This is a genomic window from Diplocloster agilis (assembly GCF_019042275.1).
Lineage (GTDB): Bacteria > Bacillota > Clostridia > Lachnospirales > Lachnospiraceae > Diplocloster > Diplocloster agilis.
The window spans coordinates 34,596-58,903 of record NZ_JAHQCW010000005.1 but is presented as its reverse complement, the minus strand read 5'-3'; the positions used below and the strand labels follow the sequence as shown (position 1 = coordinate 58,903).

The window sequence follows — 24,308 nt, the reverse complement described above, 5'->3', positions numbered from 1 at the left end:
CCGCCCCCAATTCAGCATAAAATTCTCTCATATTTGTCACTCTTTTTTCATAAACAGGTTCCTCACCATTCGCTATTTTTGCCCTTATATACTCACACGCCTCATCAAAGCAAAAACTTACATAGCTATCTTTGATCTTCATGATTTGACTCGGGCTTTTGTGCTGCATTACCGCCAGATTTATGATTCTCAGCAGATCCTTGCTCTTGACGAAATATGCGCAGGGAGTCAATCCCTGTCTGCACGTAATTATAAATATACATAAGCTGTGTATCTGTAAGGTTTAATCCTGCCTCTTCAAATTCTTCATAAGTCGGTTCAACCAGCGCCGACTTGGCTATACAGTGCATGATTTTACCCATCTCAGCAAGGCCTTCCCCATTTTTCATTGCGTTTGATGTCCCATTTTTAAAGAGCTCTGCCGCCGTAGACAGCAACGGATTCGGTATCCCCCCGGACTCTGCCAGATGAAGCAGTGAAGGCCTGCGCAGTTTCACAATCAGCGGCTCCTCGGAGAGGAAGCCGGGCAGCTCCACTTCAGAACCGCCCGCATATCTTTTTAAATCATGTAACGATGTTACCATCCTCTCTCCTCCTGTCACGCCATTGCGATTACGTCCGCAATACCGGCTTTCTTCGCTTTATATTCAGAATCCAACTCCACAACCAGGATTTTATTCCCGTTAGCGGCGCTTACTTCCTCTGTACCGTTCCACGCTGTAAAGTCATCCGCACACACTTCATCATAAGCGGGTATAGAAACGGATACACCGGTTTTGAACTTATAGCTGTTGGAGATGGCTTTTGCCGGAGTTACCGTCAGTTTTGTTTTTCCAGCCGCAGTACCGGCTGCGCTTGTCACACTGAGGGTTCCGATCACCTGCTCAACAACCGGCAGCTCTTTTACATATTCGATCTTATAAGGTGCTTCGCCGCTGGCCGGGGAAGAACTGATCGGATATTCCGTTGCCCGGAAGACGTTATCCTCGGAGTTTAATCCTGCCGGCTGACCGGTACAGCCAGGATATGTAATCTTTTCGTATCCGATCACTTCGGACCCTGACATCTGAGCGGAATATACGTCCAGCACGAACTTCACCGGTTCGTACTCAGCGCCGGATACCGGCGGTTCATAACTCACGATATTTCCGTCACTGTCTTTCACCAGGGTACCGCCCTGCAGAATCTCGATCATCTCCAGAATCGTCAAATTATCAGTTAATGTAATCAGATGCCCGGTAAGCGTTCTCTTTTCAGGTTTCTGGGCCTTGAGTACGCCCTTTACGATTAATTTTACCGCTTCCGTAGTCTCTACCTGCGGTTCCACAGCAATTTTGCTTCCCGATGTAATCGCGATGCTTCTGGGATTCTCCTCCTTTGTGGTTGCCACGATCATGCTGCAATCGATGGTTGCTCTCTCTGTACCTTTTCTCGGTGTAATTCCTGCCATTTTTAATCATCCTTTCCAGTTGTTTTGTTTAACACTTTTCGTGTTTTTATTCTTTGTCTTTGTCGACATTCTGCGGTCTGTCGATATGGCCGTTATTTTGAAGAAGTTCATTGCGCAATTGATCTATTATGGCTTCCTGGTTTTTGATCTGGTTATGAAACTTTGTTAGTGCTTTTCCGTATTGTGTCATGATCTGATTTACACAATCTTTCTTTATGCCCAGATCTTTTAAAAACTTTCTATCCATAAAATCTCCACCTTCTCTGTCCGGTACTTCGCTTATTATCGGGGTCGCGTCCCCGTGTACCCGCGCCGATTACGCCCGCGCCCAGGCAGATTATTTATAATAAAGTCCGACAGCAGCCGAACCTATTACCAAGTCAATACTGTTCTACAAATTCCTGTCTTTATTTCAGCTATCCGGCATTTATACCGAATGATTTTCCATATACTGTACTCCTTCTTTGGTAAGAAAAAGGTTATCCCGGTTTAATACCCGAACCCTTCTGATATCCATCGTCTCAGCCGGACTCCAAAACACCCCCTGTATTAATTTCTCATTCTGCAGCTTCATCAAAGCAGCCAAAAATATCTGCTCTTCTATCTGTAATTTTTTACTTGTGATTTCCCCCATATTTGGCAGTTCCTTCTGGTACTCCGCATAAATAGCCTGAAGCACCTGTTGTTTTATATCTGTTGCCATCTTATCCTCCTTACGTGTGTTATCCCGCATCAACCGATGGGAATAAACATGTTTTGTGTGACCTGTCAGCTTTTTTTCTATCCTATCATTTCCAAATGGGACATGTAGGACATCCAGGACAAACTTTCATTTATTTCAAAAAAGTTTAATTTTCATTCAAAAACCTGAAATATTCCTTTTTCACGCTCTCACCGGTAGCCCCTCTTCCCATTTTTACAGCTACCGCTTCCCAAGTCAGACGCTGGAACACTTTAAACCGGATAATGCGTTGCATACGCGCCGGTACCGTGTTCAGGAACTCTTCCGCCTGCAGTTTTACACGTTCAGCATTTTTCTTCCGCTCCTCTAACAGTTTCTCTTCCAAATGCAGCTGCCAATCCTTCTCCAGCACATCTTCCCGGCCTGTAGCTTTCATGTAATTGTCTGCATTGGAATATTTATTGCCAGGACCTTCTCCCGTCTCCGATGCCCGTTTTTTCTTTTTTAAATATTTGATGTCTTCTTCCGTTTCTTTTACCAATTCGCAAGCATCGATATATTCTTCCAGTATTTCCTTTCTCATATGATCCCCCCTCACCTGGCCGTTTGCAGCGGTTCGAGCTGAAAATACTCGATACCGTTGTGTATGATATAATTTCTGCGGTAAAGTCCGTCTCCCTGCATTCTCGTCATAACAGGTATGCCGGAAGCCTCTGAAAGCTGCTTAAGCCCCTTATAAAGATGTACACAATAATCATTCAGACTGTCTAACGGCTCGATTTCTTTGCCGTCTCTTACGCCCTCCATTAATTCTCTGTGCTCCAAAAAAAGCTTTTCCAAACTTAGCATCCATGCGAGTACCTCCTTCTGATTTTCCATTGCTTTGCATCCTCCTTCCTATTTTCCATGTTCCCGTTCTAATTCGCTTGACCGGGCGGCCACGGAAACCGCATAATTAGAATAATCACCCGCTCTCCATTTTTGATATGCCGTATCCTGACACATGTTATATTTCATTAATACCAGATAAATATCTTCATTTTCCGAAAATAGTTGGGACAGATAATCGATACCAACCAAAATATTCTGTCTTGGATCTGTCAGATCGGCAGCCCCGAGTCTCTCCATTCGATCCTGATGCCAGTAACTGTTAATTTGCATCAGCCCGATACATTGACCATTTACCGCCTGCGGATTCCAGTTACTTTCAGCTTCTATGATCGCTTCCACCAGCTCCGGGCAGATATTATATTCCTCACTGATTGATTCTATATAGGTTCGCAGAGATTCCCTATTTTCCTCCGCCTCATTACCCAGTATATTCATGGGCATGACTGCAGCTAATAGTAAGAGCAAAACAGGTGTCACCAGCAGTTTTCTCTTTAAATTATTCATAATAATATCCCTTACTCTCTACTAATTTAATTTTAATAAACCGGTTATAATGAACTTTACTCTTTCTGGTATTATCAAAATGTAAATTTGGCATGATCATAACAACTTCTCCTTTTTGTTTATACAGATAATCTTTTGAGTTAGTAGAACTTTAGTTACAACATTAGATATTTGCTGATTAGAATTTAAAATAGTATGCAAAGATTAAAATCCTGGAAATATAAAACAGAAATATAAAACTCCTCTTGCACGGATTACCAAATTATGGTATTATAATATCGAACATTAGTTCTTATTTACATTTCGTGTCCTAACTCACCAAAAAAAATATGCTAACTTACTTACTTTTTATCTCTAATTCAAAATTACAATTTTACATTGTATTGCTAATTTTCATTAGATTTATGTATATATAGCTTTTAAACCATGCTAACATCCTATAAAACAAGTAGATTTAAAAAATAGAGTTCGTCACGTTTCGTGTCTATTAATGTTATATCACATCCAGTAATCTGTGTCAACACTTTTTTTTACGTTTCGTGTCTATTTTTATTTACATTCATCACAAAACGTGATATTATATAGGCATGGAGGTTGGTAATATGGGAAATTTTAATAGTGTTTTTCGGAGTTTAAGAATTGAGGCTGGATACACACAGGATGGATTGGCTGAAATACTCGGCATATCCCGGAGCGCCGTCAGCATGTATGAAAATGGAAATAGAGAACCCGATTTTGAAACCCTGGAACAAATAGCTGACCTATTTCAGGTAGATATCGATTATCTCCTGGGACGTACCGGTAAACCGGTCAAAACGGTAAATGATTATGAACCGTCTTATGAAGACATTCAATCTTTAGTAGCCAGAAATGGCAGAAAATTATCGGTGGAGCAAAAGCAGGAAATTATCAGGACCTTATTATCAGATTAGCAGGTGATCCTATGGATACGCTTCGTATTCAACAAGAAATCTTAGATGTTTTTGAGACAAATTCCATATACTCTTTTCCAATAGACTGCTTCTCTTTATTGCGAAAATATGGCTATGAGTGTTTGAAATATTCCGATCAGAATACAGAGAAAAGGGCCACCTGCCTGCAGGTCAGCGACGATGCTTTTCGCCTAAAAAATAAGATCTACTATAATGATACTTTGCAAAATTGCAGAATACGCTTTACTCTTATGCATGAATTAGGTCATCATGTATTGAATCATACCGGGGATTCACAGCAAAATGAAGCAGACGCCAATTATTTTGCCAGTAACATACTAGCACCGCGTATCGCGATCCACTATTCTGAGTGTAAAAATGCTAACGATGTATCCCACATTTTTTCTATGAGTTTTTCAGCGGCTGAAATCGCTTTTAACGACTATCGCCGCTGGCGCCGTTATATTGCCTATCACAAGATGAGTGTATTGGATAAAGACATGTACCGTCATTTTTTTAATCGCAATGCGAATCGGTTTGTCTGGCACCTGGAACAATGTTGGGATTGCGGCCGCGAGATTTATAATCAGCCGGGTAAGGAAATCTGCTCCATATGCAGCGCCAGGTCAGGACTTACTTTTGCTTCGGATTCTGAATATTCCGACCGCCTTTCAGTGGATGCCCGGGTGTTGGGTTATATTACAAAATTTTGATATTTAAAAAGGCTCCGGCTAATTGTATCTGCAATGCTGGCAGCTCTTCCCAGGTCCAGAACTGCTCCCAGGGCGTGAACAATCGTGGATATTATTTATTCCATATTTTCCTCATTCAAGCAAATATCTCAAGCATCTGATTTAACTATGGATGCTCTTATTTTATTCCGGCAATATCCTATGAATATAAATTCACATGCAGTTCAGCATCGCATATAATACATTAAAATTATGATCGGTGCGCTTACATGAATGATCCTCGTGGAACTATGTTTCAGCAGGGCGATATTATGCGAATAAATAATGCCTTTGTTGAAGATGTTTCTTGTTCTAATAACTCTACTGGTTATATAATAGTCTCTTACGCCGTGCCAGAAGGAAATAATACATTATCGATCCAAAATATTCAGTTAAATATCAATAGAAATACCGCGATCTTAAATTCTTTTGGACAACGTATGTGCTCCTGCTGTATTCAAAGGGGTATGTGGGTCAATGTTGCATTTTCCTCGCGCATGACAATGAGCATACCACCTCAAGCTGCTGCTTTCTGGGTGGCTGTCCAAAGGAATCCCCAATTTCCCTTGCCGCCATTGCGGCCCATACCACCCCAGCGTCCTTTGCCTCCCCAGCGCCCATTGCCGCCATTGCGGCCTCAGCGCCCCTCTTCTGAGACCACGGGCCGGATTGTTTTAATTGATTTTGACAATAATTATATCATCACAGAAGACCCGAATGACAGGAACAACCAAACCAGATTTCTAATTACGAATTCGACTTCCATTACCAACCGTTTTGGTGCCCCAATCAGATTACGTAATCTCCAGCCCGGACAGATGGTCAGGATTACACATTCAAATATACAAACGCTTAGTATTCCGCCTCAAACTACTGCGTTTCACATTCAGGTGATCTAATCTATGGATCCATCTTATCAAGCAGAAAACCCAGAGAATAAGCTTTCACTGGGTTTTTACTATATCATTCTGCTTATGTCACTCTACTTATAATATAATACTTATAATGTATTACTATCAACTTCATATACTGTCATCTGAAAATCACCGTTCTGCTTCCCTATAATTCATTTTCCTGCTTATTCCAACTTTTTTTCAACATTTTCAACCTCGTTCCAGCTTCATATTGTGGCATATGATATTTTGTGTTATAATGCACTCTGGAGATGTTTAAAATGGAAATTGGAAAAAATTTGGCTGCATACAGGCGTGCCGCAGGACTTACACAGAAACAGGCTGCTACTAAAATACATGTATCGAGACAATGCCTGGGAAATTGGGAAACAGGAAGACGACAGCCCCGGATTGAAGATATCATACTCCTATGCCGGCTTTATGGGATCTCCCTGGATCAGCTTATCGGTACAATAGATTAAAACCTTCCTGAATCAAAATGGCGGCTGGCCGCAGTCCGAGGGGATGAGGAGTGTGTATGGGCGTTGAATATGCCGCTTCATATATTTGACATTCCTTCTCTCCTCTACCCTGCTTATGCAAACTCGATCACATCCACAGATTCAAAAACCGCACCAACCATTGAAGATAAGTGCAGTTCATATTATACTACAAATTTATAATTTTCTTAGATCTTTCCAGCCTTAGCAACTTCTCAACGAAACGGTGAAGGGCGAGTTTTCAAAGGGGGGCTTGTACGCTATGGCTGTGCTACTCTGTACTACTACTGACCACCTTCCATTCCTCTTATCCCTTTTATGCAACTCGATTCATCTTACTAACTTTATCAATAAACTCTTTCATATCATCCACATAAGAATATGGGGCATACTCTGAATAAATATCCGGATCATCTAATATCACAATCTGTACTCCATCAGCTCTCAAAGCCTCCAATGTTCCCGGCAAACAACGCGCTTCGCTTACCGTCTTACACAGATATGCTATACAGCCCTGTTTATCAAATATTTTAGCTATAATATATATTTTTTTATCACCCATCCAAATCATCTTCCCAATATTTTAGGCGCTCAACAAACAAATATTTTATATTACAAATTCCTCTTCATATGCATAACTATTTTCATACATATATTCAGGTGCGCAATCAATCTCACCGTTCATCCATGAAACAAATCCATGTGATACATGCACATCACTAAATACCTTTTCATCAGACAAGGGGGCAAAAGCTGATCCTTGCAGCATAGTAGTATCAAACAACCTTTTTTCTCCAGTTGAAAAAGTCAGCAATAACATACCATATGGCAATGGTTTTGCCTCTTTTATTTTAATATTTTCAGTGAGTTCCCCAGCATAAACAATACCATTTACTAAATACATATATACTCCTTTCTCACTACATGGGCTTTATTTTTTCAAAATGTTCTCCTTGTACAGCCAAGTTCCAAGCTTTATATACATTCTCTTCATTATAAAGCAGCCATCCAACTAAAATCTTATACTGCTTGCTTGGCAAAGAACCTGACAACAATTCACCATCTAATCCCACTGATGCTTCATATTCTCCATAGTATACATGAACATGTGGTTTATTGTGCTGTTTTGTATCTTTAAAAAGCATAACTATTACCATACCACCAAATCTGCATAATTCTGGCATACGTCATCACTTCCTTTATATTTTTCTTTAATTATATCATTATTATGTTTTTTTTCCAGATATCGATGCAAAAAAATAGCTGCACCAACCATGAAATGTCAGTGCAGCTATATGAATCCATTATATTATATGGTTTTTCTTAGAACTTTCCAGCCTTAGCGCTCTCCTCAATGCCGACAGCCACAGCCACCGTAGCGCCTACCATCGGGTTATTCCCCATACCGATCAGTCCCATCATCTCGACATGAGCCGGAACAGAGGAAGAACCAGCGAACTGAGCATCTGAATGCATTCTTCCCATCGTATCCGTCATACCATAGGAAGCCGGGCCTGCCGCCATGTTATCCGGATGCAGCGTACGGCCTGTTCCACCGCCGGAAGCAACGGAGAAATATTTCTTGCCCTGCTCGATACATTCCTTCTTATAAGTACCTGCAACGGGATGCTGGAATCTGGTCGGGTTGGTGGAGTTACCGGTAATAGATACATCCACGCCTTCCTTATGCATGATCGCAACACCTTCGGTTACATCATTCGCGCCGTAGCAGTTAACCTTCGCACGAAGGCCTGTGCTGTAGGATTTGCGGAAAATCTCTTTCACTTCTCCTGTATAATAATCCATCTCGGTCTCGACATAAGTAAATCCATTGATTCTGGAAATAACCTGAGCGGCGTCTTTTCCAAGTCCGTTTAAGATAACACGCAGAGGTTTCTGGCGAACCTTGTTCGCTTTTTCTGCGATACCGATCGCGCCCTCAGCCGCTGCAAAGGACTCATGTCCTGCCAGGAAACAGAAACACTCGGTATTCTCTTCCAACAGCATTTTTCCTAAGTTTCCGTGTCCCAGACCTACTTTTCTCTGGTCTGCTACGGAACCGGGGATACAGAAAGCCTGAAGTCCCTCTCCGATAGCTGCCGCAGCGTCCGCTGCTTTCCGGCAGCCTTTTTTGATAGCGATTGCGGCACCTACCGTGTAAGCCCAGCAAGCATTCTCAAAACAGATGGGCTGGATTTTCTTTACCTGATCGTATACATTCAGGCCGGCATCCTTTGTAATCTTTTCGGCTTCTTCAATAGAAGCGATGCCATAGCTGTTCAATACGGCATTAATTTTATCAATTCTTCTCTCATAGGATTCAAATAAAGCCATTCTCTCTTACCTCCTCAATTACTCTTGTCTAGGGTCAATGATTTTTACAGCGTCATCTACACGGCCGTATTGACCTTTTGCTTTTTCCCAAGCGGTGTTCGGGTCATCGCCTTTTTTGATGAAGTCTGTCATCTTGCCAAGGCTTACAAACTGATAACCGATAATCTGATCCTCTTCGTCCAGAGCGATACCGGTTACATAGCCTTCCGCCATTTCCAAGTAACGAGGTCCTTTTTTCAGAGTTCCATACATGGTACCAACCTGGGAACGAAGGCCTTTTCCCAAATCTTCCAGACCTGCGCCTACCGGCAGTCCGTCTTCGGAGAATGCGCTCTGGGTTCTTCCGTATACGATCTGAAGGAACAGTTCTCTCATAGCTGTGTTGATCGCGTCACAGACCAGGTCCGTATTCAGTGCTTCCAGAACGGTTCTGCCGGGCAGAATTTCAGAAGCCATAGCTGCGGAGTGGGTCATTCCGGAACATCCGATGGTCTCCACCAGAGCTTCCTGGATGATTCCTTCTTTCACGTTCAGGGTCAGTTTGCAGGCGCCCTGCTGAGGAGCACACCAGCCTACCCCATGGGTCAAACCGGAGATATCGGATACGTCTTTTGCCTTTACCCATTTCGCCTCTTCAGGAATGGGAGCAGCACCGTGGTTCACGCCCTGCGCTACCGGACACATTTGTTCTACTTCATGTGAATAAATCATTATAAGACTCCTTCCATATGTATAGTGAGATTTGCGTGCGGCTACCTTTGTTCGACATCGTTACTTATTTAACGCCGCACCTTAGGTTATTTTCTCACAAAATGGCGGATTCGTCCAGAGGTTTCCAGAATTTTTCGGATAAATTACTTTTACAAACGATCCGTGTCTGTGCTATACTGTTACAAAAATGTCAAAGTAAGGAGTGTCACTTCATGGAACGAAAAGAACTCATAGAGATTGTACATCAAACCAGAACTTTGGTGATGGATGAAGCCAATTCCAGAGCGGTCACCGCAAAAGGCACCGCTGATTTTGTCACCAAAGTTGATTTTTCGGTTCAGGATTTTTTGAAGAAGATCCTATTTCGGGAATATCCCGGCATCGGCCTCATGTCCGAGGAACAAAAAGAAAATGAGATCGGTCCGGATACGGACACCTGGATTTTAGATCCCATTGACGGAACGACAAATCTCATCCATCATTACCAGCATAGTGCCGTTTCCCTGGGACTCTATGAGCAGGGAGAGATTACATTGGGCGTCGTATACAATCCATTTACCGATGAGACGTTTTCCGCCGCGAAAGGATGCGGTGCGTATCTGAATGAGCAAAAGATTCAGGTAACCGATCAGACCGATATGCTGCGCACCCTGATATCTATGGGTACAGATCCTTATGAAAAAGAAAAGGCCCCGGAGAATTTTGCGCTGTTCCAAAAGGTTTTCATGGAGTGCACGGATATCCGTATTTCCGGCTCATCCGCACTGGATCTTTGCTACGTGGCCTGCGGCCGTCTGGATACTTTCCTGGAACGGAATCTGAAGCCGTGGGATTACGGCGCCGGTTCCCTGATTCTGACAGAAGCTGGCGGTAAGATAACGGACTGGAACAATCAGCCTCTTTCGTTTGACCGGAACTGCAATGTCCTGGCCACGAATGGACGACTTCACAGCTATTTCTTAGAGAATATTGTAAATGATTAACGGTATCTGATTTCCGGTATATATAAAAATCGGTTAAACCTATGTAATACCTACTACTGTTACCTACTGTTATGATATCTCTCTACTGTTATAATACTTATCTGATATACTACTTATCTGTTTTAATACTTCTCTATCGTAATACCTCTCTGTAAAACGAGATTTGATTTAGCGACTGTCTGGTTGATCATATTCTTATTTTACCCAGAGGTATTTTTATCCGTTCCTTTTCCATAATCTTAACATAAAATGGCACAATGATTAGAATAGGACAATGATTAAAATGCCAAAATTTGTGCTGCCGGCCATCTGCGGGATGTAATATTTGGCAGCCTATGGCGTAATTGGGGGAAAGATGGTATGATATTTTTGTTCCGGACAATTTTGGACCGAAATTATTGATTATTGATACAACTTTGAAACAATTTTCCGATATAATGACACTATTCTGATGACATTGGCGGAACCGTGCCAAGGAATGTAGAAAAAGAAAATAAATTGAATTTTTTGGAAAATAGATGGAACTTTTTCCAGGTTTCATGGATCTAATAGACAGATGTGAAAACCTTTATGAGGATGACTTATATATGGAAGCAAATTATGAACGTACACGTTATGAGGCCCGCATGAGGCTGCGCCGGAAAAAGAAGTTGATTAAAGCAGCAAAGCTTTTGTCTTATCGCGTGATCAAATCTCTGATTTTTATCGTAATTGGGATGATTCTGGGTTTTCTTTTGGCCCATAAGACTACCGGGACGCCCAGCGAGGCGGAAAATTTGACATCTCTTGCTCCGAAGCCGGAGATTCCGGTGGTTTCCGACGCTCCTAAGAAGATTCAGGTTCTTCTTGATCCGGGACATGGCGGTAAGGATACCGGAAGCGAAGCGGCCGGAACACCGGAGAAGACGTTGAATCTGTCCATCGCGCTTCTGGTGGAGGAAGAGTTAAAAAATGCCGGCATCGAGGTGGAAATGACCCGCAGCAGCGATCAGACCGTAAGTCTGGATGAGAGGGCGGCTCTCGCCAACGAAAATAAGGTACAGGCTTTTGTCAGCATCCATCAGAATTCGTTTAAGGATGACCGTTCCATTCGGGGATTGGAAGTCTGGTATAATGATGTGAAATCTTCAGGGGCGGCCGGAAGCAGAAAATTGGCGGACGCCATACATACATATGCCAAACAGACGGCAGGTACATCGGACCGCGGGACGGTGCCGGATGAAAAATTGAAGGTTCTGCGCACAACTACCGTTCCGGCCTGTCTGATCGAAGTCGGGTATTTGACGAATACAACAGATAAGAATTTGATCTTTTCAGAGAGTTATCAAAAAGAGCTGGCTAAAAATATCGCCAGAGGAATACAGGAATTTTTACAGTCCTTAGGAACGTCGGCCGAATAGGAGGGACGTTCCGAAGGACTGTGTCTGATATCAGGAGGTATCCGATTTGATTACGATATTAATTGTGGAAGATGAAAGCGCCATCGCGGAGCTGATTCAGGCCGGGTTTGAAAAAGCCGGATATGCCTGGGATTACGCCGCGGATGGAAAACAAGCCGCGGACAAAATAGAAGTTCGTACTTACGATCTGGTTTTGCTGGATATCATGCTGCCGGAAATAGACGGTTATGAGCTGATGGAGTATATTGAACCGCTGGGTATACCCGTTATATTTCTGACGGCGAAAGGGACCACCAGCGACAAGGTGAAAGGGCTGCGCATGGGCGCGGATGATTATATTGTTAAGCCGTTTGAGATCGATGAGCTGCTGGCTCGGGTGGATTCTGTGCTGCGCCGCTATAATAAAGGGCAGACCCTCTTGTATGCGGCCGATGTGGTCATCGATACCCAGTCCAGACGGGTGATGCAGAATGGGCAGGAGATCATGCTCACGCCAAAGGAATATGAACTTCTGCTCTTTCTCGTCAGAAACAAGAACTCGGCGCTGTACCGGGAAACCTTATTTGAACGGGTGTGGATGGAGGATTTCACGGGAGACTCCCGTACATTGGATCTGCACATTCAGCGGCTGCGCAAGAAATTAAATTGGAAGGACCGGATCAAGACCGTATACAAAATCGGCTATATCCTGGAGGTTTCCACATGAAATTTTCCACCAAACTGATTCTGAGCATGACGATTCTGGTTGCCGTCCTGTTTTCCGTGGGGGGCACGATTTTAATCAGCAGAAATTTTAAACACTCTCTGGAGACTGCCGCCGCGCAAAATGTGGAGCAGCATCTGCTGGAACGCTATGCCATCGAGTCGAATATGATTAATTATATATTAAGCGGCGAGAGTTATTCCGAAGATAAAGTGGCGGACTATGCCAAACGTCTCTCCGGTTATACCGGCGGCCAGAACAAGGTGATGGCTCTGTATTCAGACGCCGGAAAGGTACTGTATACCAATCTGCCGCCCCTGTCCGATAAGAATATGGAAGCTATACTGAGCCAGGAGGGCAACACGTATCTGATCCGGCAGGCGGACGGGTTAAAGTATATGCTGCTAACCTCCCAGCTGGAAATAGACAAAAATATGGTTCTGCTGGTCAGCGCCTATGATATTACCGGCTTGTTCTCGGAGAGGGACCGTCAATTACAGGATTTTCTGCTGTTAGACGGTATCGTGATCCTCCTGTGCGTTCTGGCCATCGGGCTTATGACCCACGTTCTGACCGGGCCGATTCAAAAGTTAAATAACACCAGTCTGCATATCGCCAACGGCGCTTACAAAGAACGCACCCGTATCCGCAGCTCCGACGAGATCGGTCAGCTCAGTCGGAACTTCGATCTGATGGCCGATGCCATTGAACAGCAAATCGACGAGCTGCAGTTATCGGTACGGCAGCGGGACGATTTTATCAACGCATTTTCCCACGAAATCAAGACCCCCATGACAGCTATTATCGGTTACGCGGATATCCTGCGCACCAGCGCTACCGATAAGGAGAAACAGATCCGGTATTCCCGAACCATTTATCAGGAGAGCCGCCGTCTGGAAGAACTCTCCCGAAAGCTTATGGATCTAATGTTCTGTTCCGAAGAGAACTTAACGACAGGGCCTCAGCCTGTATATACGATCGTACATCGTCTGCATCAGCAGATGGAACCTTTGCTGGAGGGAATCCGGCTCTCCATCGCTGTGGAGCCTGCGTCGGTAGTCGCCGACGCGTCTTTGCTGGACTGCCTGCTTCGGAATCTGATCTTAAACGCAAAAAAAGCGGACCCGAAGGACCGCACCATTGAACTATATGGGAAAATCAAGGATCAGGCTTATCGCTTCTCGGTGGAGGACAGCGGCTGCGGTATCCCGCCGGAGGAGTTAGCCCGTATCACAGAGCCTTTTTATATGATTGACAAGTCACGTTCCCGGGCTATGGGCGGTTCCGGCCTGGGTCTGTTTATATGTTCGAAAATCGCAGACCTGCATCACACTAAGCTGCATTTCGAAAGCGAATTAGGCATTGGAACCACTGTTTGGTTCGAACTGGAGGTGGCAAAAGATATTTAAATATTGGAAAAGTTTAGTGTTTTTGATTCTGACTCTGATCATCGTAGCAGGGGCCGTCTGCTTTCCCCGTCTTTTCTTCACGATTCAGGACGCGCAGATGATGGCAGCCGCTCATTCCCGCCAAGAGATCCATGCAAAGCTGGCGCCTGAGGCGGAAGAAATCTATCTGGTCAACGCGATCCGGGATATCTATCACAACAACCAGTACTTTGACTACGGCGGCGGTTATAATTATCCTCTCAGCATCGATGACTCTCCTTTTTCCTCGACCATTGACAGCCTGAATGAACAGTTGGACATTATGACCGATCAGTCTGCTTTGGATATGGATTTATTGAACAGCTTCCATTATATGATTGATCCCATGATCTGGGTAAACGGCACTTACGGCATATGGGAGGATAAAGAAACCCCTTTTTCATTTTATACCATCTATGACGATGCGTTTATTGCAAACGGCTTTGTCGATATTGCGCCTCAGCTGTCTTTTTATATGGAGCCAAAGACAGGAAAGGTTCTATACCTTCGGATGTTCACTGAGCAGCGGGAAACATTAAAAATTGCGCCAAGAGAAAACATTAACGCCTATATCCGTTATCTGGGCCTGGACGTCCTGGACGACTGGACTTATCAGCCCCAGGGAGCCATGTCTGAAAAGGCACAGTTAAAGATCATATATATGCAGAACGATACGGAATATCACATACAGATCCTCCCGGTAGGTTATTATTTCTACGACCCTTATTTAAAATACCGTGATATAAATTCATCCGGCGCAGGCAGCACCATAGATAGTTATATCGAGAATAACTCTGCATATTCCGCTCAATAATATAGATCTTTTGCTTTCGCAACCAGCCTGTTTTTCTTCTCCTGCCGTATCATGGCCGCAGCCAGGATCACAGCCGTAAGGATAAACACGCTGCCCCCTATGATACCCGTCGGCGCCGGCCCGACGAACGGATTATATACATCGGTGCCGGTCAGAAAATAGATGCCTATGGACGCGAAACCGTTCAGACTGCCGTGGGCTATGGCCGCCGGCACGCAGCTTCTGGTTTTTAGGGACAGGAAGGACAGCAGCGTTCCCATGATAATGCAGAACCCGCACATAGCCAGAATTCCGGTAATGGGATAGCCGGTGTAACCAAATCCATAATTATGCCCCATGACGGTAAGCGGCGCGTGCCACAGTCCCCAGATCACTCCGCTGATCAGGAGGGTTGGCAGTATCCGGAAACGCTCCGCCAGTTTTGGGACCAGGTATCCCCTCCAGCCCCACTCTTCACCGATACAGGTGAAAATATTCAGGATTGGCCCAATCACAACCCCGATTCCGATCTGAACCAGCATATTTGTCTTGATAGCCTCCAATGGCAGATTGATTCCCATCGCCTGATAAGTCTCCATCATGTATCCCAGATTCGGATCGAACCTGTCCGGATAAATCAGAAAATACACGACACTGCCAAGCACGGTCAGGATCACCGGAAGGAACCATCCCATCACATAATACCGGATATGACCGCGAAAATTCGGCAGAATCCATGCATCCCGGAACCCTTCTTTTGTAATCAGCCTGGTCAGCAATACACAGACCGCCGGAATAAACATCATGGCGGAAACCAGCAGGCTGACCGCAGACGATGACTGTATACTGGAAACCATACTTCCGATTACCAATATCTCCAATGCATATGTTATCACGAATGTCAGCCCAAGATAAATAAGAATACGTCTTCTTGTACCACACTTACTCTTTTCCATAACCGGCCGCTCTTTTCCTTTCCCGATCGTTTTCTTTTTACCATATCACGAATAGGGCAGCTTGAAAAGAGGGGTTATTTTAAAATCACCATAGCCAGGCCAAGTCCCGCCAAGACCACGCCTGTAATCCGGTTCAAAGTCTTGGTGCTTGCTTTGTTCGCAAAACCTGCGGCTGCCAAAGCACCGGCAAGGGTAGCTAGGATACAGGCCGCCAAAGCGAACAGATCCGGCTGCCCGCCGATCGCCACATGGCTAACGGCTCCAGTCAACGCGGTAAACGCCATGATAAATACGCTGGTGCCGACCGCTGTTTTTAATTCGTAACCCAGAACACTGGTTAATATAAGCAGCATCATCATACCGCCGCCCGCTCCTACAAAGCCGCAGATAAACCCGATCACGCAGCCCGCGATCAGGGACTGTATGATCTTTTTCTTCCGGGACTTATTCTCATTCGCTTCCCTGGTCGTCATAACCGGACGAACAATAAATTTGATTCCCAGCAGCAGCGTCATATAGACGGAAAAGTTTCCCATTGTGGTGTTTGGCACATAGGATGCCACCTTACTGCCAACCATAGTCAGGATCAGCGTCGTCACCAGCATCAGAAAACCATTCTTAATATCAATATTCTTGTTGCGGTAGTAAGTCCACGCGGAAGCCGCCGACGCCAATACATCAGAGGCCAGGGCGATTCCGATCGCCTCATAGGCCGGAAAGCCTAAAAAAGTAATCAACATAGGAGAAATCACCGCAGCAGCCGACAGTCCGGCCAATCCGGTCCCAATCCCCGCTCCAAGTCCGGCAATGATACAGATCATCAGTTTGAACACCATTTCTTATAAACTCCTTCCATATTTTCTCCCATTTTATCCAGTATTTTTTCAAATAAAGCCTGTTCCTCCTCCGTGACTCCATCAAACAGCCCGCTGATAAACTGCATCTGAACCACGGCCAGGCGTCTGACCACTTTCTCGGCGGGTGGTTCGATCTTCAGATGCACCTTCCTCCTGTCCGCAGCCTCCTGCCGGCCCGACAGATATCCCCGTTCCGTCAGACTGTCTACCGCTTTGCATACATGTGATTTTGAAATCATCCGGTAATTCACGATATCACTGGCCGTGTCATAACCCGGATTGTTCCACAGACAAAGCAGCACGTCTACCTCATTCTGCGTTAGCTTTTCCGCTTTCGCGATATCGTGAAATATACGTTCATACGTCTTTTTGGCTTTCGCCGCGCTGTGCATAAAATCGATGGTAAGCCTGTTTTCAAAGATTTTTTTTGCCAAGATTCTTTCCTTCTTCCCAGTTCGGAAGTCAATTCTAAATCGTGTATAAGTCCACTTCAAAATAGTTCATTTATGAACTGTTCACTTATGAACCATTATACCTGATTTATTTCATTCGTCAAGTCCAATCAAAGTCTTAATTTAGATTCTGTTCATAAACCAATCCTAGATTCTGTGTAAATTATCCCTCCCAATAGGTTTGGTTCACAAAATATGTCTGTCAGGCAGCGTGCCCATATGCGAACACATAAAAACTGGATCTGCGAAAAAATCACAGACCCAGTCAGTAACATCTACAGAAATATGAAATCTAACAGAATATTATAGACTATTCTTTATTCAGCTTAATAAACCTCGGTATATAAAGTACGAAAGAAAGAAGCATAAAACAAACGCAGATTCCAATACAAATATTTACCGCCAGCACCGGCAGCTCCGGGAACAGGAACAGCACGAACATTACCAGATACAACACGGCTGTGCACACCTTACCATACCACATAGCCCCGTCCAGCATCTTTCCTTTTCGCAGCATCACCGCGCCCATAATCCCCATAAATCCTTCCTTCACAACAAACAGGATCAACATAGGAATCATCTGCCTGTATCGGATCGTCAGGCAGAGCACCATGGCCGCCTGGGTCAGTTTATCCGCTATCGGGTCCAGCGCTTTGCCCAGCTGCGTAATCTGATTAAACCTGCGGGCGATCATTCCGTCAAACAGATCGGATATACCGGATATCACCACAATCAACGCCGCCACATAATAATCACTGACCGAATCCGCCGTCACATATCTCCACACGATAACCGGTACCAGTATAATCCTCAGATAACCCAGCAAATTCGGTATGGTAAAAAGCTGTTTACGCAATGGCACATCATGTTTTATCTGCATCAATCCCACACTCCTTCATCATCTCATTACGCGTAATATAGCATATCTGCTCCGAAAGATCAAGAAATGACAAAAATCTGCAGATTCTGGTTTCTAATCTCCGTCAATAAGAATAAGCCCAAAGATTTTTAATCTGCGGTTTAATATCCGCATATTTCCACGTTTTTTGACTGCGGCTTGGACTATTGGGATCGTTGACGGTGATTTCCCCGTTTTTAAACCCGGTTAAAACAATAAAGTGTCCGGATGTCGTAAAATCGCCGGGGCGCATGCTGCAAATTACCACCTGCCCTTTAGCAAACACATTATACAAAACATCCTCATCTAACGGAATCTCCCTCGCCCGAAGTCCAAGCTTCTGGGCTCCGGTTGTCATCAGTTCCCAGGTAGTGCCGTACTGGGGATCGATATATCCCTGAGCCTGGCTGAATTCCGCCACTTTTTGAGGATTCATGTCGGTCTGTCCCGTCAGCCCCACGATCACCATGGACAGACAGGTGGGCCCGCACCCATCCATTCCGATCATTCCATCGTCTCCATATGAATGATATCCCCATCTCTCATCCCATTGCAGGAAAAGCGGGATCTCCCCCTTTTCGTAGTCTTTCGATATATCTATACGGCTGCTGTCCGTAAGCCGGTCCTTTTTTTCCGGATAATCCAGTACGAATTGTATCGTTTCCGGATATTTTAACACAAACTCCAGCATCTCCTGCGGATACAGGCCGGGATCCTCAAGGATTTCTTTTATCTTAGGTTCCTCATCGAGCATCTCTTCCAGCTGTCCAACCACTTCCGGATCCACCTTCACATTAGACCGGGTGACATTCCCGGAATTCGTCTGGACCGCCGCCACCGGCTCAAATACTTCTGGCTGTACGTTACTGTTGTCCTGCGTCTCATGAGCCTCCAGCTGATTCGTCCACTTGTGAATTACCGTTATAACCAAGAACATCGCCACGCAGATCAGTCCTAATTTTCTCAACATTAAAAGGCGTCTTCGGCGGCGTCTCCTCTTTTTTTTCTCCATCAGCATTTTCTTTCGTCTGATTGCTTCTTTATTATCTCCCATCCCGGTACCTCTCTGAATCATTCGACAATTTTCTCCATGCCGTTCTGCTCCTCGGCAAAAAGAGGGCAATTAATTTTATTATATCCCTTTTCCGACATTTTTTCCGAAAGATTTTCTTAACTTTTGTTTTCTATAGGTATCTTAGCATGGCAATGTATCAGGCTTGTATCGAATTTACAGCAAAAATGTTGTTTGACCAAAAAAACTGCCTGTAATAATAGCAGGCAGCTTTCCATTTTGAGACGGCTTGAGAATTTCCTTTATGAATACCTTTGTATCAGATCATTAATCTTTTTCTCCGTGATTTCATGCACCGGCCGTATCGGTTCCGGATTACTGTTATAAGGAGCGATCTCTTTTTCAAACCAGGTTACGTCATGCCATTTCCCGCATTTATATCCTGTATGACGGTAAGTCCCCAGCGGTTTAAATCCAAGGCTCAAATGCAGCCCTTCACTTTTCTCATTCGGTACGGTAACCCCTCCATATACGGTTCTGATCCCCTGTAATTTTAAAATCTCCATTAGAATCAGATACAGTTTCTTTCCCAAGCCCTTTGAAGTATAAGCACGGTCCATATAAACCGATAATTCCGCGTTCCACTGATATGCTTCCCGTTCCATCTGTCTGTGCGCGTAGGCGTACCCGATTATCATCCCGCCGTCTTCACATACCAGGTAAGGATAATCGCGGCTTATCTGTGCTATACGGTCTGCAAATTCACCGGCCGTAGGAAGCGCACACTCAAAAGTAATGGGCGTCTCTATATACTGCGCATAAATCTTCCGCAGCGCCTGGTTATCCGACACCGCAGCCAACCGGATTTTCATCTATGGTCTCCCCCTTCCCGGACACTATACCGGTTCTTATTCATACTCCGTATATTTCAGGTTCTTCCCTCTCGCCAGTTCAGCCGGATATTTTTTCCGGTTCTTTTCGATCTTGCGGACCAGAGCTTGTTCCAGATCGATCCCGTTTTTCTGCGCAAAGCGCAGCAGGAAAAAGAAGATATCCGCGGTCTCATCCTCGATCTGTTCCCGTGTGTCCGGCTTCCCGAGCATTTCCCTCATCTGTTCTTCAGACTGAAACCGGAATAGCTGCAACAGCTCATTTGCCTCCGTCGATAATCCGATGGCCAGTTCCTTCGGATTGTGAAATTGATCCCAGTCCCGTTCCTCACAAAAATCTTTCACCAGCCCTTTCAGCCGATCTAGTTCTTTCTGTCTTTCTATTTCTTTTAGTCTCTCTATTTCTTTCATTTTTGCTGCCTCCTATTATTAACCTCCAGGTAAATGAAAGAAGAGTTCCAAAAACCAGATATCAGCTTTTGGAACTCCCTTCCTTACAGCAGATTCACTCCGCGTGCCTTCGCATATTCCCAGATATCATCCGGCCAGATCGAGGACTGTACTTCTCCGATATGAGCCTTGCGCAGATAAAACATGCAGATTCTGGACTGTCCGATACCGCCGCCTACCGTATAGGGCAGTTCGTGGTTCAGCAGTGCTTTCTGGAACGGAAGTCCTGCCCGGTCCATGCAGCCCGCTTCTTCAAGCTGGGACAGCAACGTCTCCTCATCTACACGGATACCCATGGAAGACAATTCCAGCGCGATATCCAACACCGGGTAATACACAATAATATCCCCGTTTAACTTCCAGTCATCATAGTCAGGCGCTCTTCCGTCGTGCTTTTCCCCGGACTTTAACCGTCCGCCGATCTGCATGATAAATACGGCGCCGTACTCCTTCGCCACGTTGTATTCTCTTTCTTTGGCCGTGCAGTCCGGATACCGGTCCTCCAACTCCTGTGAGGTAACGAACGTGATCTCCTCCGGCAGGAAACATTCCACATAGCTGTACCGGTTGGCAATATATTTTTCCGTGACGCGCAGCGCCTCGTATACCGACTTTACCACATCCTGAAGCGTTTCCAGCGTCCGGTCGCTTTTGTCGATAATCTTTTCCCAATCCCACTGGTCCACGAAAATCGAATGGATGTTGTCCGTCTCCTCATCCCGGCGGATGGCATTCATATCCGTATAAAGTCCCTCTCCCATCTGGAAACCGTAGCGTTTTAACGCCAGCCGTTTCCACTTGGCCAGTGAATGGACGATCTCCGCCTCCGCATCTCCCCGTTCCATAATCCCGAACTTCACGGGGCGCTCCACTCCGTTCAAATTATCATTCAGTCCGGATTCCGGCAGCACGAACAAGGGCGCAGATACCCGTCGAAGATTCAGCTGCGTCGCCAGCTCCCGCTGAAAGAAATCTTTCACCCTCTTAATCGCAATCTCTGTCGCCTTAATATCCAGCAGCGGCTGGTACCCCTCCGGTATTACTATCTTACTCATCCTCAAAAATCCTCTCTCTTATAATTCGCAGTTATTTACGGTTCTGGGGAATGGGATTACGTCCCGGATATTGCCCATACCGGTGATATACATCACGCATCTTTCAAAGCCTAAGCCAAAGCCCGCATGTCTGGCCGATCCGTATTTACGAAGATCCAGGTAGAAATCATAATCCTCTTTATTCAGGCCCAATTCTTCCATTCTGCCCACCAGCTTGTCGTAGTCATCCTCTCTCTGGCTTCCGCCGATGATCTCGCCGATCCCGGGTACCAGACAGTCCATAGCGGCCACTGTCTTCTGGTCGTCATTCAGTTTCATATAAAATGCCTTAATCTCCTTCGGATAATCCGTAACGAATACAGGACGGCCAAACTCCTTCTCCGTCAGGAAACGCTCATGCTCGGTCTGCAGGTCACAGCCCCAGGACACTTTATATTCGAACTCCTCGTTATGCTTTTCCAATATTTCCACAGCCTGTGTATAGGTTACATGGGCGAAATCCGAGGATGCCACATGCTGCAGGCGTTCTAACAGTCCTTTGTCCACGAACTGGTTGAAAAAGGCCATCTCTTCCGGCGCATGTTCCAGCACATAATTGATCACGTATTTCAGCATGCTCTCCGCCAGAATCATATCATCCTGAAGATCCGCAAACGCCATCTCCGGCTCAATCATCCAGAACTCCGCCGCATGTCTCGTCGTATTGGAATTCTCCGCCCGGAACGTAGGCCCAAAAGTATAAATGTTCTTAAAAGCCATCGCATACGTCTCACCGTTCAGCTGTCCGCTGACCGTCAGATTCGTGGGTTTTCCGAAGAAGTCCTCTTTAAAGTCAATGCTTCCGTCCTCCGTGTGAGGCACCTGATCCAGATCCAGAGTCGTAACCTGGAACATCTCTCCCGCTCCCTCACAGTCACTGCCGGTAATCAGGGGCGTATGCACATAAACAAAATCCCGCTCCTGGAAAAATTTATGAATGGCATAGGCAATCAAAGACCGGACCCGGAACACCGCCTGGAATGTATTCGTCCGGGGTCTCAAATGCGAGATGGTCCTCAGGTACTCAAAAGAATGGCGTTTCTTCTGAAGCGGATAATCCGGAGCGGAATTTCCCTCCACGCAAACTTCGCTGGCCTGTATCTCAAAGGGCTGCTTTGCCTGGGGCGTAGCCGTAAGAACTCCCGTCACAATGACAGCGGCTCCCACATTGAGTTTGGAGATCTCCGCAAAATTATCGAGGGCATCCCCATACACCACCTGTAAGGGTTCAAAAAACGTACCGTCATTAATCACCAGAAATCCAAAGGTCTTGGAATCTCTTTTGCTTCTGAGCCATCCCCCAACCGTCACTTCTTTCCCAATATATTCAGATTCATTTCTAAATAGATCTTTAATGTTCACTAATTCCATCATGAAACTCCTTTTCCCTGTATTTTCCACCATAAATTGAATTATATAATAGACCCTGCAATAATTCAAGGTGGAAGTTTCAGAAATAAAGAGAGGCCGGTGGTTATCCGGCCCCATGCACATCATAGTAGAAAGCGTATTGCTGAAGAACCCCCGCGAATCCCCGATAGCGGTTCAGCGGGAACCCGGATGGATAATGGGTCAGAATGACCTTGCGGATATGGGTATCTACGGGAAAAGCGTCGATATGATGCAGGGCGAACAGGCAGACGCACTCCGCCACTTTGACGCCAACTCCGTAGCACTTCATAAGTTCGGCTTTGGCCTCCTCGTACTTAAGCTTCTGTATGGCGGACAGGTCCACGGCGCCTTCCTCCACCATTCTGGCTGTTTTGAGGATATATTTGCTCCGGTACCCCAGATGAATACTGTCAAGCGCCTCATCCGGCAGCCGCCCGAGAACCGAGGGCGAGGGAAATGTGTAGTAAGGTTCTCCGCGGTAATTTTCTCTGCGCTCACCAAATTGGGCGCACAGGGATTCCACACATTTTTTGATTCTGGGAATATTGTTTTGCTGGGAGATGATAAATGTGACCAGGGTCTCCCAGAGTTCCTGGCGCAGAATACGGATTCCGCCTCCAAAGCTTATGGCGGTGCGCATATAATCATCTGCAGGATCGACGCTTTCTTTCATTCCGGCATAGTCGGTGTCCAGATCAAAATAGCTGCGCCATAGGGTTTCAAATTCTGTCCCGGTGCAGGAAAAAGTGATCTCACCGCCCCGCTGGCTTATTTCGAGATAACGGCCCCCCGCGACTAACGCATAGGAGCCGTCCTGTCTTTCATTTAACCGGAAACACTGCCCGGAATCTGCTGTCTGCCGGATATCGAAATCCGTTATGGTTTTTGTAATCATTTTCTTATTTCTTTTCTCTATTTCTTTTTCTTTTTAACTTATCTAAAATTTACTGGCTGTCTTCACTTCCCGGAGCGCCGCCAGGATGCCGTCCAGATCCATACCGGAGACCGCGCAGATCGTGGCCTGTACCGCGCCTTCCACCAGCGGACAGTCCGCCATCCGGATCTTTCTGCCCTCCATGGCTTCTATGACCATCTCCGTGGTCATGACCGCGCTGCCCAGATCCATCAGGATGAGGACGCCGTCATCGGAATAAACGGATTCCACCGCCGCATGTATTTTTTCAAAGCTGGTCCCAAAAGAGCCATCCTCCATGCCTCCTGCGCAGGCTACTTTGGCATCCGACGCCATTACCGCGGTAAATTCGGCGACGCTCTCGGCCAGATGACAGCTGTGGGATACGATTACCACTCCAACCATGTTCTTTCTCCTCTGAAGCATTTTTGCTAAAATATTCTTAAAACTTCCGCTAAAA

Annotated in this window: 32 protein-coding genes; 9 read left to right on the top strand and 23 right to left on the bottom strand. The window is 45.5% G+C overall.

Features of this window, described 5'->3' with window-relative positions:
* Nucleotides 1-125: 125 nt before the first annotated feature.
* From KTH89_RS04565 to KTH89_RS04535, 7 genes are all read right to left on the bottom strand, one after another.
* Nucleotides 126-584 (bottom strand): esterase, encoded by a 459-nt coding sequence (locus KTH89_RS04565; RefSeq protein WP_158348675.1) that lies wholly within the window; start codon nucleotides 582-584, stop codon nucleotides 126-128.
* Between the two features lie 14 nt (nucleotides 585-598).
* Nucleotides 599-1,450: a hypothetical protein gene (locus KTH89_RS04560; RefSeq protein WP_158348674.1), complete on the bottom strand. Its 852-nt coding sequence runs from the start codon at nucleotides 1,448-1,450 to the stop codon at nucleotides 599-601.
* A gap of 46 nt (nucleotides 1,451-1,496) precedes the next feature.
* Nucleotides 1,497-1,697 (bottom strand): hypothetical protein, encoded by a 201-nt coding sequence (locus KTH89_RS04555; protein ID WP_238720801.1) that lies wholly within the window; start codon nucleotides 1,695-1,697, stop codon nucleotides 1,497-1,499.
* A gap of 180 nt (nucleotides 1,698-1,877) precedes the next feature.
* Nucleotides 1,878-2,153 carry a YjcQ family protein gene (locus KTH89_RS04550; protein ID WP_238720799.1) on the bottom strand — a complete coding sequence of 92 codons (276 nt, stop codon included), beginning with the start codon at nucleotides 2,151-2,153 and terminating at the stop codon, nucleotides 1,878-1,880.
* Between the two features lie 145 nt (nucleotides 2,154-2,298).
* Nucleotides 2,299-2,715 (bottom strand): RNA polymerase subunit sigma-70, encoded by a 417-nt coding sequence (locus KTH89_RS04545; protein ID WP_238720797.1) that lies wholly within the window; start codon nucleotides 2,713-2,715, stop codon nucleotides 2,299-2,301.
* 11 nt (nucleotides 2,716-2,726) lie between these two features.
* The gene (locus KTH89_RS04540; protein ID WP_158348670.1) at nucleotides 2,727-3,011 is read right to left on the bottom strand and encodes a hypothetical protein; all 285 of its coding nucleotides are present in this window, start codon (nucleotides 3,009-3,011) and stop codon (nucleotides 2,727-2,729) included.
* An 18-nt stretch (nucleotides 3,012-3,029) separates the two neighbouring features.
* A complete protein-coding gene (locus KTH89_RS04535) occupies nucleotides 3,030-3,527 on the bottom strand; it encodes a transglycosylase SLT domain-containing protein (protein WP_238720795.1) in 498 nt (165 codons plus the stop codon).
* A 602-nt stretch (nucleotides 3,528-4,129) separates the two neighbouring features.
* Between KTH89_RS04535 and KTH89_RS04530 the strand changes: the two genes are divergently transcribed.
* The 4 genes from KTH89_RS04530 (at nucleotide 4,130) to KTH89_RS25180 (ending at nucleotide 6,565) form a co-directional block, all read left to right on the top strand.
* Nucleotides 4,130-4,459: a helix-turn-helix domain-containing protein gene (locus KTH89_RS04530; protein WP_158348668.1), complete on the top strand. Its 330-nt coding sequence runs from the start codon at nucleotides 4,130-4,132 to the stop codon at nucleotides 4,457-4,459.
* Nucleotides 4,460-4,470: 11 nt separating this feature from the next.
* Nucleotides 4,471-5,172 (top strand): ImmA/IrrE family metallo-endopeptidase, encoded by a 702-nt coding sequence (locus tag KTH89_RS04525; protein WP_238720793.1) that lies wholly within the window; start codon nucleotides 4,471-4,473, stop codon nucleotides 5,170-5,172.
* Nucleotides 5,173-5,462: 290 nt separating this feature from the next.
* Nucleotides 5,463-6,089 carry a hypothetical protein gene (locus KTH89_RS04520; RefSeq protein WP_238720791.1) on the top strand — a complete coding sequence of 209 codons (627 nt, stop codon included), beginning with the start codon at nucleotides 5,463-5,465 and terminating at the stop codon, nucleotides 6,087-6,089.
* A 266-nt stretch (nucleotides 6,090-6,355) separates the two neighbouring features.
* Nucleotides 6,356-6,565 carry a helix-turn-helix transcriptional regulator gene (locus KTH89_RS25180; RefSeq protein ID WP_158348557.1) on the top strand — a complete coding sequence of 70 codons (210 nt, stop codon included), beginning with the start codon at nucleotides 6,356-6,358 and terminating at the stop codon, nucleotides 6,563-6,565.
* A 334-nt stretch (nucleotides 6,566-6,899) separates the two neighbouring features.
* Here KTH89_RS25180 and KTH89_RS04515 read toward each other — a convergent pair whose 3' ends face one another.
* The 5 genes from KTH89_RS04515 to KTH89_RS04495 all read right to left on the bottom strand — a co-directional run bounded on the left by KTH89_RS04515 (nucleotide 6,900) and on the right by KTH89_RS04495 (nucleotide 9,628).
* Entirely contained in the window at nucleotides 6,900-7,145 is a 246-nt protein-coding gene (locus KTH89_RS04515; RefSeq protein ID WP_158348556.1) for a DUF6718 family protein, read from the bottom strand.
* Between the two features lie 45 nt (nucleotides 7,146-7,190).
* Nucleotides 7,191-7,487, bottom strand: a complete 297-nt coding sequence (locus tag KTH89_RS04510; protein WP_158348555.1) for a DUF2442 domain-containing protein — start codon at nucleotides 7,485-7,487, stop codon at nucleotides 7,191-7,193.
* A gap of 16 nt (nucleotides 7,488-7,503) precedes the next feature.
* A complete protein-coding gene (locus KTH89_RS04505) occupies nucleotides 7,504-7,767 on the bottom strand; it encodes a DUF4160 domain-containing protein (protein WP_238720789.1) in 264 nt (87 codons plus the stop codon).
* Nucleotides 7,768-7,906: 139 nt separating this feature from the next.
* Nucleotides 7,907-8,917, bottom strand: a complete 1,011-nt coding sequence (locus tag KTH89_RS04500) for a GGGtGRT protein (protein ID WP_158348554.1) — start codon at nucleotides 8,915-8,917, stop codon at nucleotides 7,907-7,909.
* Nucleotides 8,918-8,935: 18 nt separating this feature from the next.
* Nucleotides 8,936-9,628 carry an iron-sulfur cluster assembly scaffold protein gene (locus KTH89_RS04495; protein WP_158355063.1) on the bottom strand — a complete coding sequence of 231 codons (693 nt, stop codon included), beginning with the start codon at nucleotides 9,626-9,628 and terminating at the stop codon, nucleotides 8,936-8,938.
* 212 nt (nucleotides 9,629-9,840) lie between these two features.
* Between KTH89_RS04495 and KTH89_RS04490 the strand changes: the two genes are divergently transcribed.
* From KTH89_RS04490 to KTH89_RS04470, 5 genes are all read left to right on the top strand, one after another.
* Nucleotides 9,841-10,611: an inositol monophosphatase family protein gene (locus KTH89_RS04490; protein ID WP_238720780.1), complete on the top strand. Its 771-nt coding sequence runs from the start codon at nucleotides 9,841-9,843 to the stop codon at nucleotides 10,609-10,611.
* 587 nt (nucleotides 10,612-11,198) lie between these two features.
* The gene (locus KTH89_RS04485; protein WP_238720778.1) at nucleotides 11,199-12,011 is read left to right on the top strand and encodes an N-acetylmuramoyl-L-alanine amidase family protein; all 813 of its coding nucleotides are present in this window, start codon (nucleotides 11,199-11,201) and stop codon (nucleotides 12,009-12,011) included.
* A 46-nt stretch (nucleotides 12,012-12,057) separates the two neighbouring features.
* A complete protein-coding gene (locus KTH89_RS04480; RefSeq protein WP_238720776.1) occupies nucleotides 12,058-12,717 on the top strand; it encodes a response regulator transcription factor in 660 nt (219 codons plus the stop codon).
* On the top strand, nucleotides 12,714-14,123 hold the full coding sequence (locus tag KTH89_RS04475) for a sensor histidine kinase (RefSeq protein WP_238720774.1): 1,410 nt from the start codon (nucleotides 12,714-12,716) through the stop codon (nucleotides 14,121-14,123). Before KTH89_RS04480 ends, KTH89_RS04475 begins: the two co-directional genes overlap by 4 nt.
* 16 nt (nucleotides 14,124-14,139) lie before the next feature.
* Nucleotides 14,140-14,955: a hypothetical protein gene (locus tag KTH89_RS04470; RefSeq protein WP_238720772.1), complete on the top strand. Its 816-nt coding sequence runs from the start codon at nucleotides 14,140-14,142 to the stop codon at nucleotides 14,953-14,955.
* Here the strand turns inward: KTH89_RS04470 and KTH89_RS04465 are convergent.
* The 11 genes from KTH89_RS04465 to dhaM form a co-directional block, all read right to left on the bottom strand.
* A complete protein-coding gene (locus KTH89_RS04465; RefSeq protein WP_238720770.1) occupies nucleotides 14,949-15,890 on the bottom strand; it encodes a CPBP family intramembrane glutamic endopeptidase in 942 nt (313 codons plus the stop codon). The two genes, KTH89_RS04470 and KTH89_RS04465, sit on opposite strands and share 7 nt — an antisense overlap.
* Nucleotides 15,891-15,964: 74 nt before the next feature.
* Nucleotides 15,965-16,726: a sulfite exporter TauE/SafE family protein gene (locus KTH89_RS04460; protein ID WP_238720769.1), complete on the bottom strand. Its 762-nt coding sequence runs from the start codon at nucleotides 16,724-16,726 to the stop codon at nucleotides 15,965-15,967.
* Entirely contained in the window at nucleotides 16,711-17,181 is a 471-nt protein-coding gene (locus KTH89_RS04455; RefSeq protein ID WP_238720767.1) for a MarR family winged helix-turn-helix transcriptional regulator, read from the bottom strand. The genes KTH89_RS04460 and KTH89_RS04455 overlap by 16 nt, the downstream gene beginning before the upstream one ends.
* Nucleotides 17,182-17,509: 328 nt before the next feature.
* Entirely contained in the window at nucleotides 17,510-18,079 is a 570-nt protein-coding gene (locus KTH89_RS04450; protein WP_238720765.1) for a CDP-alcohol phosphatidyltransferase family protein, read from the bottom strand.
* A gap of 103 nt (nucleotides 18,080-18,182) precedes the next feature.
* A complete protein-coding gene (locus tag KTH89_RS04445; protein WP_238720764.1) occupies nucleotides 18,183-19,172 on the bottom strand; it encodes a C39 family peptidase in 990 nt (329 codons plus the stop codon).
* A gap of 239 nt (nucleotides 19,173-19,411) precedes the next feature.
* Nucleotides 19,412-19,981 carry a GNAT family N-acetyltransferase gene (locus tag KTH89_RS04440; protein WP_238720762.1) on the bottom strand — a complete coding sequence of 190 codons (570 nt, stop codon included), beginning with the start codon at nucleotides 19,979-19,981 and terminating at the stop codon, nucleotides 19,412-19,414.
* Nucleotides 19,982-20,017: 36 nt separating this feature from the next.
* Nucleotides 20,018-20,410: a nucleotide pyrophosphohydrolase gene (locus tag KTH89_RS04435; RefSeq protein WP_238720760.1), complete on the bottom strand. Its 393-nt coding sequence runs from the start codon at nucleotides 20,408-20,410 to the stop codon at nucleotides 20,018-20,020.
* 83 nt (nucleotides 20,411-20,493) lie between these two features.
* Nucleotides 20,494-21,504, bottom strand: a complete 1,011-nt coding sequence (gene asnA, locus KTH89_RS04430; RefSeq protein WP_158348536.1) for an aspartate--ammonia ligase — start codon at nucleotides 21,502-21,504, stop codon at nucleotides 20,494-20,496.
* A gap of 18 nt (nucleotides 21,505-21,522) precedes the next feature.
* Nucleotides 21,523-22,914 carry an asparagine--tRNA ligase gene (gene asnS, locus KTH89_RS04425; protein ID WP_238720916.1) on the bottom strand — a complete coding sequence of 464 codons (1,392 nt, stop codon included), beginning with the start codon at nucleotides 22,912-22,914 and terminating at the stop codon, nucleotides 21,523-21,525.
* A gap of 103 nt (nucleotides 22,915-23,017) precedes the next feature.
* Nucleotides 23,018-23,830, bottom strand: coding sequence for a DNA-3-methyladenine glycosylase family protein (locus KTH89_RS04420; RefSeq protein ID WP_158348534.1), 813 nt, complete (start codon nucleotides 23,828-23,830; stop codon nucleotides 23,018-23,020).
* A 42-nt stretch (nucleotides 23,831-23,872) separates the two neighbouring features.
* Nucleotides 23,873-24,253, bottom strand: coding sequence for a dihydroxyacetone kinase phosphoryl donor subunit DhaM (dhaM, locus tag KTH89_RS04415; protein WP_238720759.1), 381 nt, complete (start codon nucleotides 24,251-24,253; stop codon nucleotides 23,873-23,875).
* Between the last annotated feature and the right edge of the window lie 55 nt (nucleotides 24,254-24,308).

Coding starts and splice junctions, on each gene's coding strand:
- KTH89_RS04505 (WP_238720789.1), bottom strand. CDS start 7,767: ATGCCAGAATTATGCAGATTTGGTGGTATGGTAATAGTTATGCTTTTT.
- KTH89_RS04515 (WP_158348556.1), bottom strand. CDS start 7,145: ATGGGTGATAAAAAAATATATATTATAGCTAAAATATTTGATAAACAG.
- KTH89_RS04420 (WP_158348534.1), bottom strand. CDS start 23,830: ATGATTACAAAAACCATAACGGATTTCGATATCCGGCAGACAGCAGAT.
- KTH89_RS04495 (WP_158355063.1), bottom strand. CDS start 9,628: ATGATTTATTCACATGAAGTAGAACAAATGTGTCCGGTAGCGCAGGGC.
- KTH89_RS04435 (WP_238720760.1), bottom strand. CDS start 20,410: ATGAAAGAAATAGAGAGACTAAAAGAAATAGAAAGACAGAAAGAACTA.
- asnA (WP_158348536.1), bottom strand. CDS start 21,504: ATGAGTAAGATAGTAATACCGGAGGGGTACCAGCCGCTGCTGGATATT.
- KTH89_RS04525 (WP_238720793.1), top strand. CDS start 4,471: ATGGATACGCTTCGTATTCAACAAGAAATCTTAGATGTTTTTGAGACA.
- KTH89_RS04530 (WP_158348668.1), top strand. CDS start 4,130: ATGGGAAATTTTAATAGTGTTTTTCGGAGTTTAAGAATTGAGGCTGGA.
- KTH89_RS04560 (WP_158348674.1), bottom strand. CDS start 1,450: ATGGCAGGAATTACACCGAGAAAAGGTACAGAGAGAGCAACCATCGAT.
- KTH89_RS04510 (WP_158348555.1), bottom strand. CDS start 7,487: ATGTATTTAGTAAATGGTATTGTTTATGCTGGGGAACTCACTGAAAAT.
- KTH89_RS04465 (WP_238720770.1), bottom strand. CDS start 15,890: ATGGAAAAGAGTAAGTGTGGTACAAGAAGACGTATTCTTATTTATCTT.
- asnS (WP_238720916.1), bottom strand. CDS start 22,914: ATGGAATTAGTGAACATTAAAGATCTATTTAGAAATGAATCTGAATAT.
- KTH89_RS04485 (WP_238720778.1), top strand. CDS start 11,199: ATGGAAGCAAATTATGAACGTACACGTTATGAGGCCCGCATGAGGCTG.
- KTH89_RS04550 (WP_238720799.1), bottom strand. CDS start 2,153: ATGGCAACAGATATAAAACAACAGGTGCTTCAGGCTATTTATGCGGAG.
- KTH89_RS04535 (WP_238720795.1), bottom strand. CDS start 3,527: ATGAATAATTTAAAGAGAAAACTGCTGGTGACACCTGTTTTGCTCTTA.
- KTH89_RS25180 (WP_158348557.1), top strand. CDS start 6,356: ATGTTTAAAATGGAAATTGGAAAAAATTTGGCTGCATACAGGCGTGCC.
- KTH89_RS04445 (WP_238720764.1), bottom strand. CDS start 19,172: ATGATTCAGAGAGGTACCGGGATGGGAGATAATAAAGAAGCAATCAGA.
- KTH89_RS04440 (WP_238720762.1), bottom strand. CDS start 19,981: ATGAAAATCCGGTTGGCTGCGGTGTCGGATAACCAGGCGCTGCGGAAG.
- KTH89_RS04520 (WP_238720791.1), top strand. CDS start 5,463: ATGCGAATAAATAATGCCTTTGTTGAAGATGTTTCTTGTTCTAATAAC.
- KTH89_RS04500 (WP_158348554.1), bottom strand. CDS start 8,917: ATGGCTTTATTTGAATCCTATGAGAGAAGAATTGATAAAATTAATGCC.
- KTH89_RS04460 (WP_238720769.1), bottom strand. CDS start 16,726: ATGGTGTTCAAACTGATGATCTGTATCATTGCCGGACTTGGAGCGGGG.
- KTH89_RS04475 (WP_238720774.1), top strand. CDS start 12,714: ATGAAATTTTCCACCAAACTGATTCTGAGCATGACGATTCTGGTTGCC.
- KTH89_RS04565 (WP_158348675.1), bottom strand. CDS start 584: ATGGTAACATCGTTACATGATTTAAAAAGATATGCGGGCGGTTCTGAA.
- KTH89_RS04540 (WP_158348670.1), bottom strand. CDS start 3,011: ATGGAAAATCAGAAGGAGGTACTCGCATGGATGCTAAGTTTGGAAAAG.
- dhaM (WP_238720759.1), bottom strand. CDS start 24,253: ATGGTTGGAGTGGTAATCGTATCCCACAGCTGTCATCTGGCCGAGAGC.
- KTH89_RS04450 (WP_238720765.1), bottom strand. CDS start 18,079: ATGCAGATAAAACATGATGTGCCATTGCGTAAACAGCTTTTTACCATA.
- KTH89_RS04555 (WP_238720801.1), bottom strand. CDS start 1,697: ATGGATAGAAAGTTTTTAAAAGATCTGGGCATAAAGAAAGATTGTGTA.
- KTH89_RS04490 (WP_238720780.1), top strand. CDS start 9,841: ATGGAACGAAAAGAACTCATAGAGATTGTACATCAAACCAGAACTTTG.
- KTH89_RS04545 (WP_238720797.1), bottom strand. CDS start 2,715: ATGAGAAAGGAAATACTGGAAGAATATATCGATGCTTGCGAATTGGTA.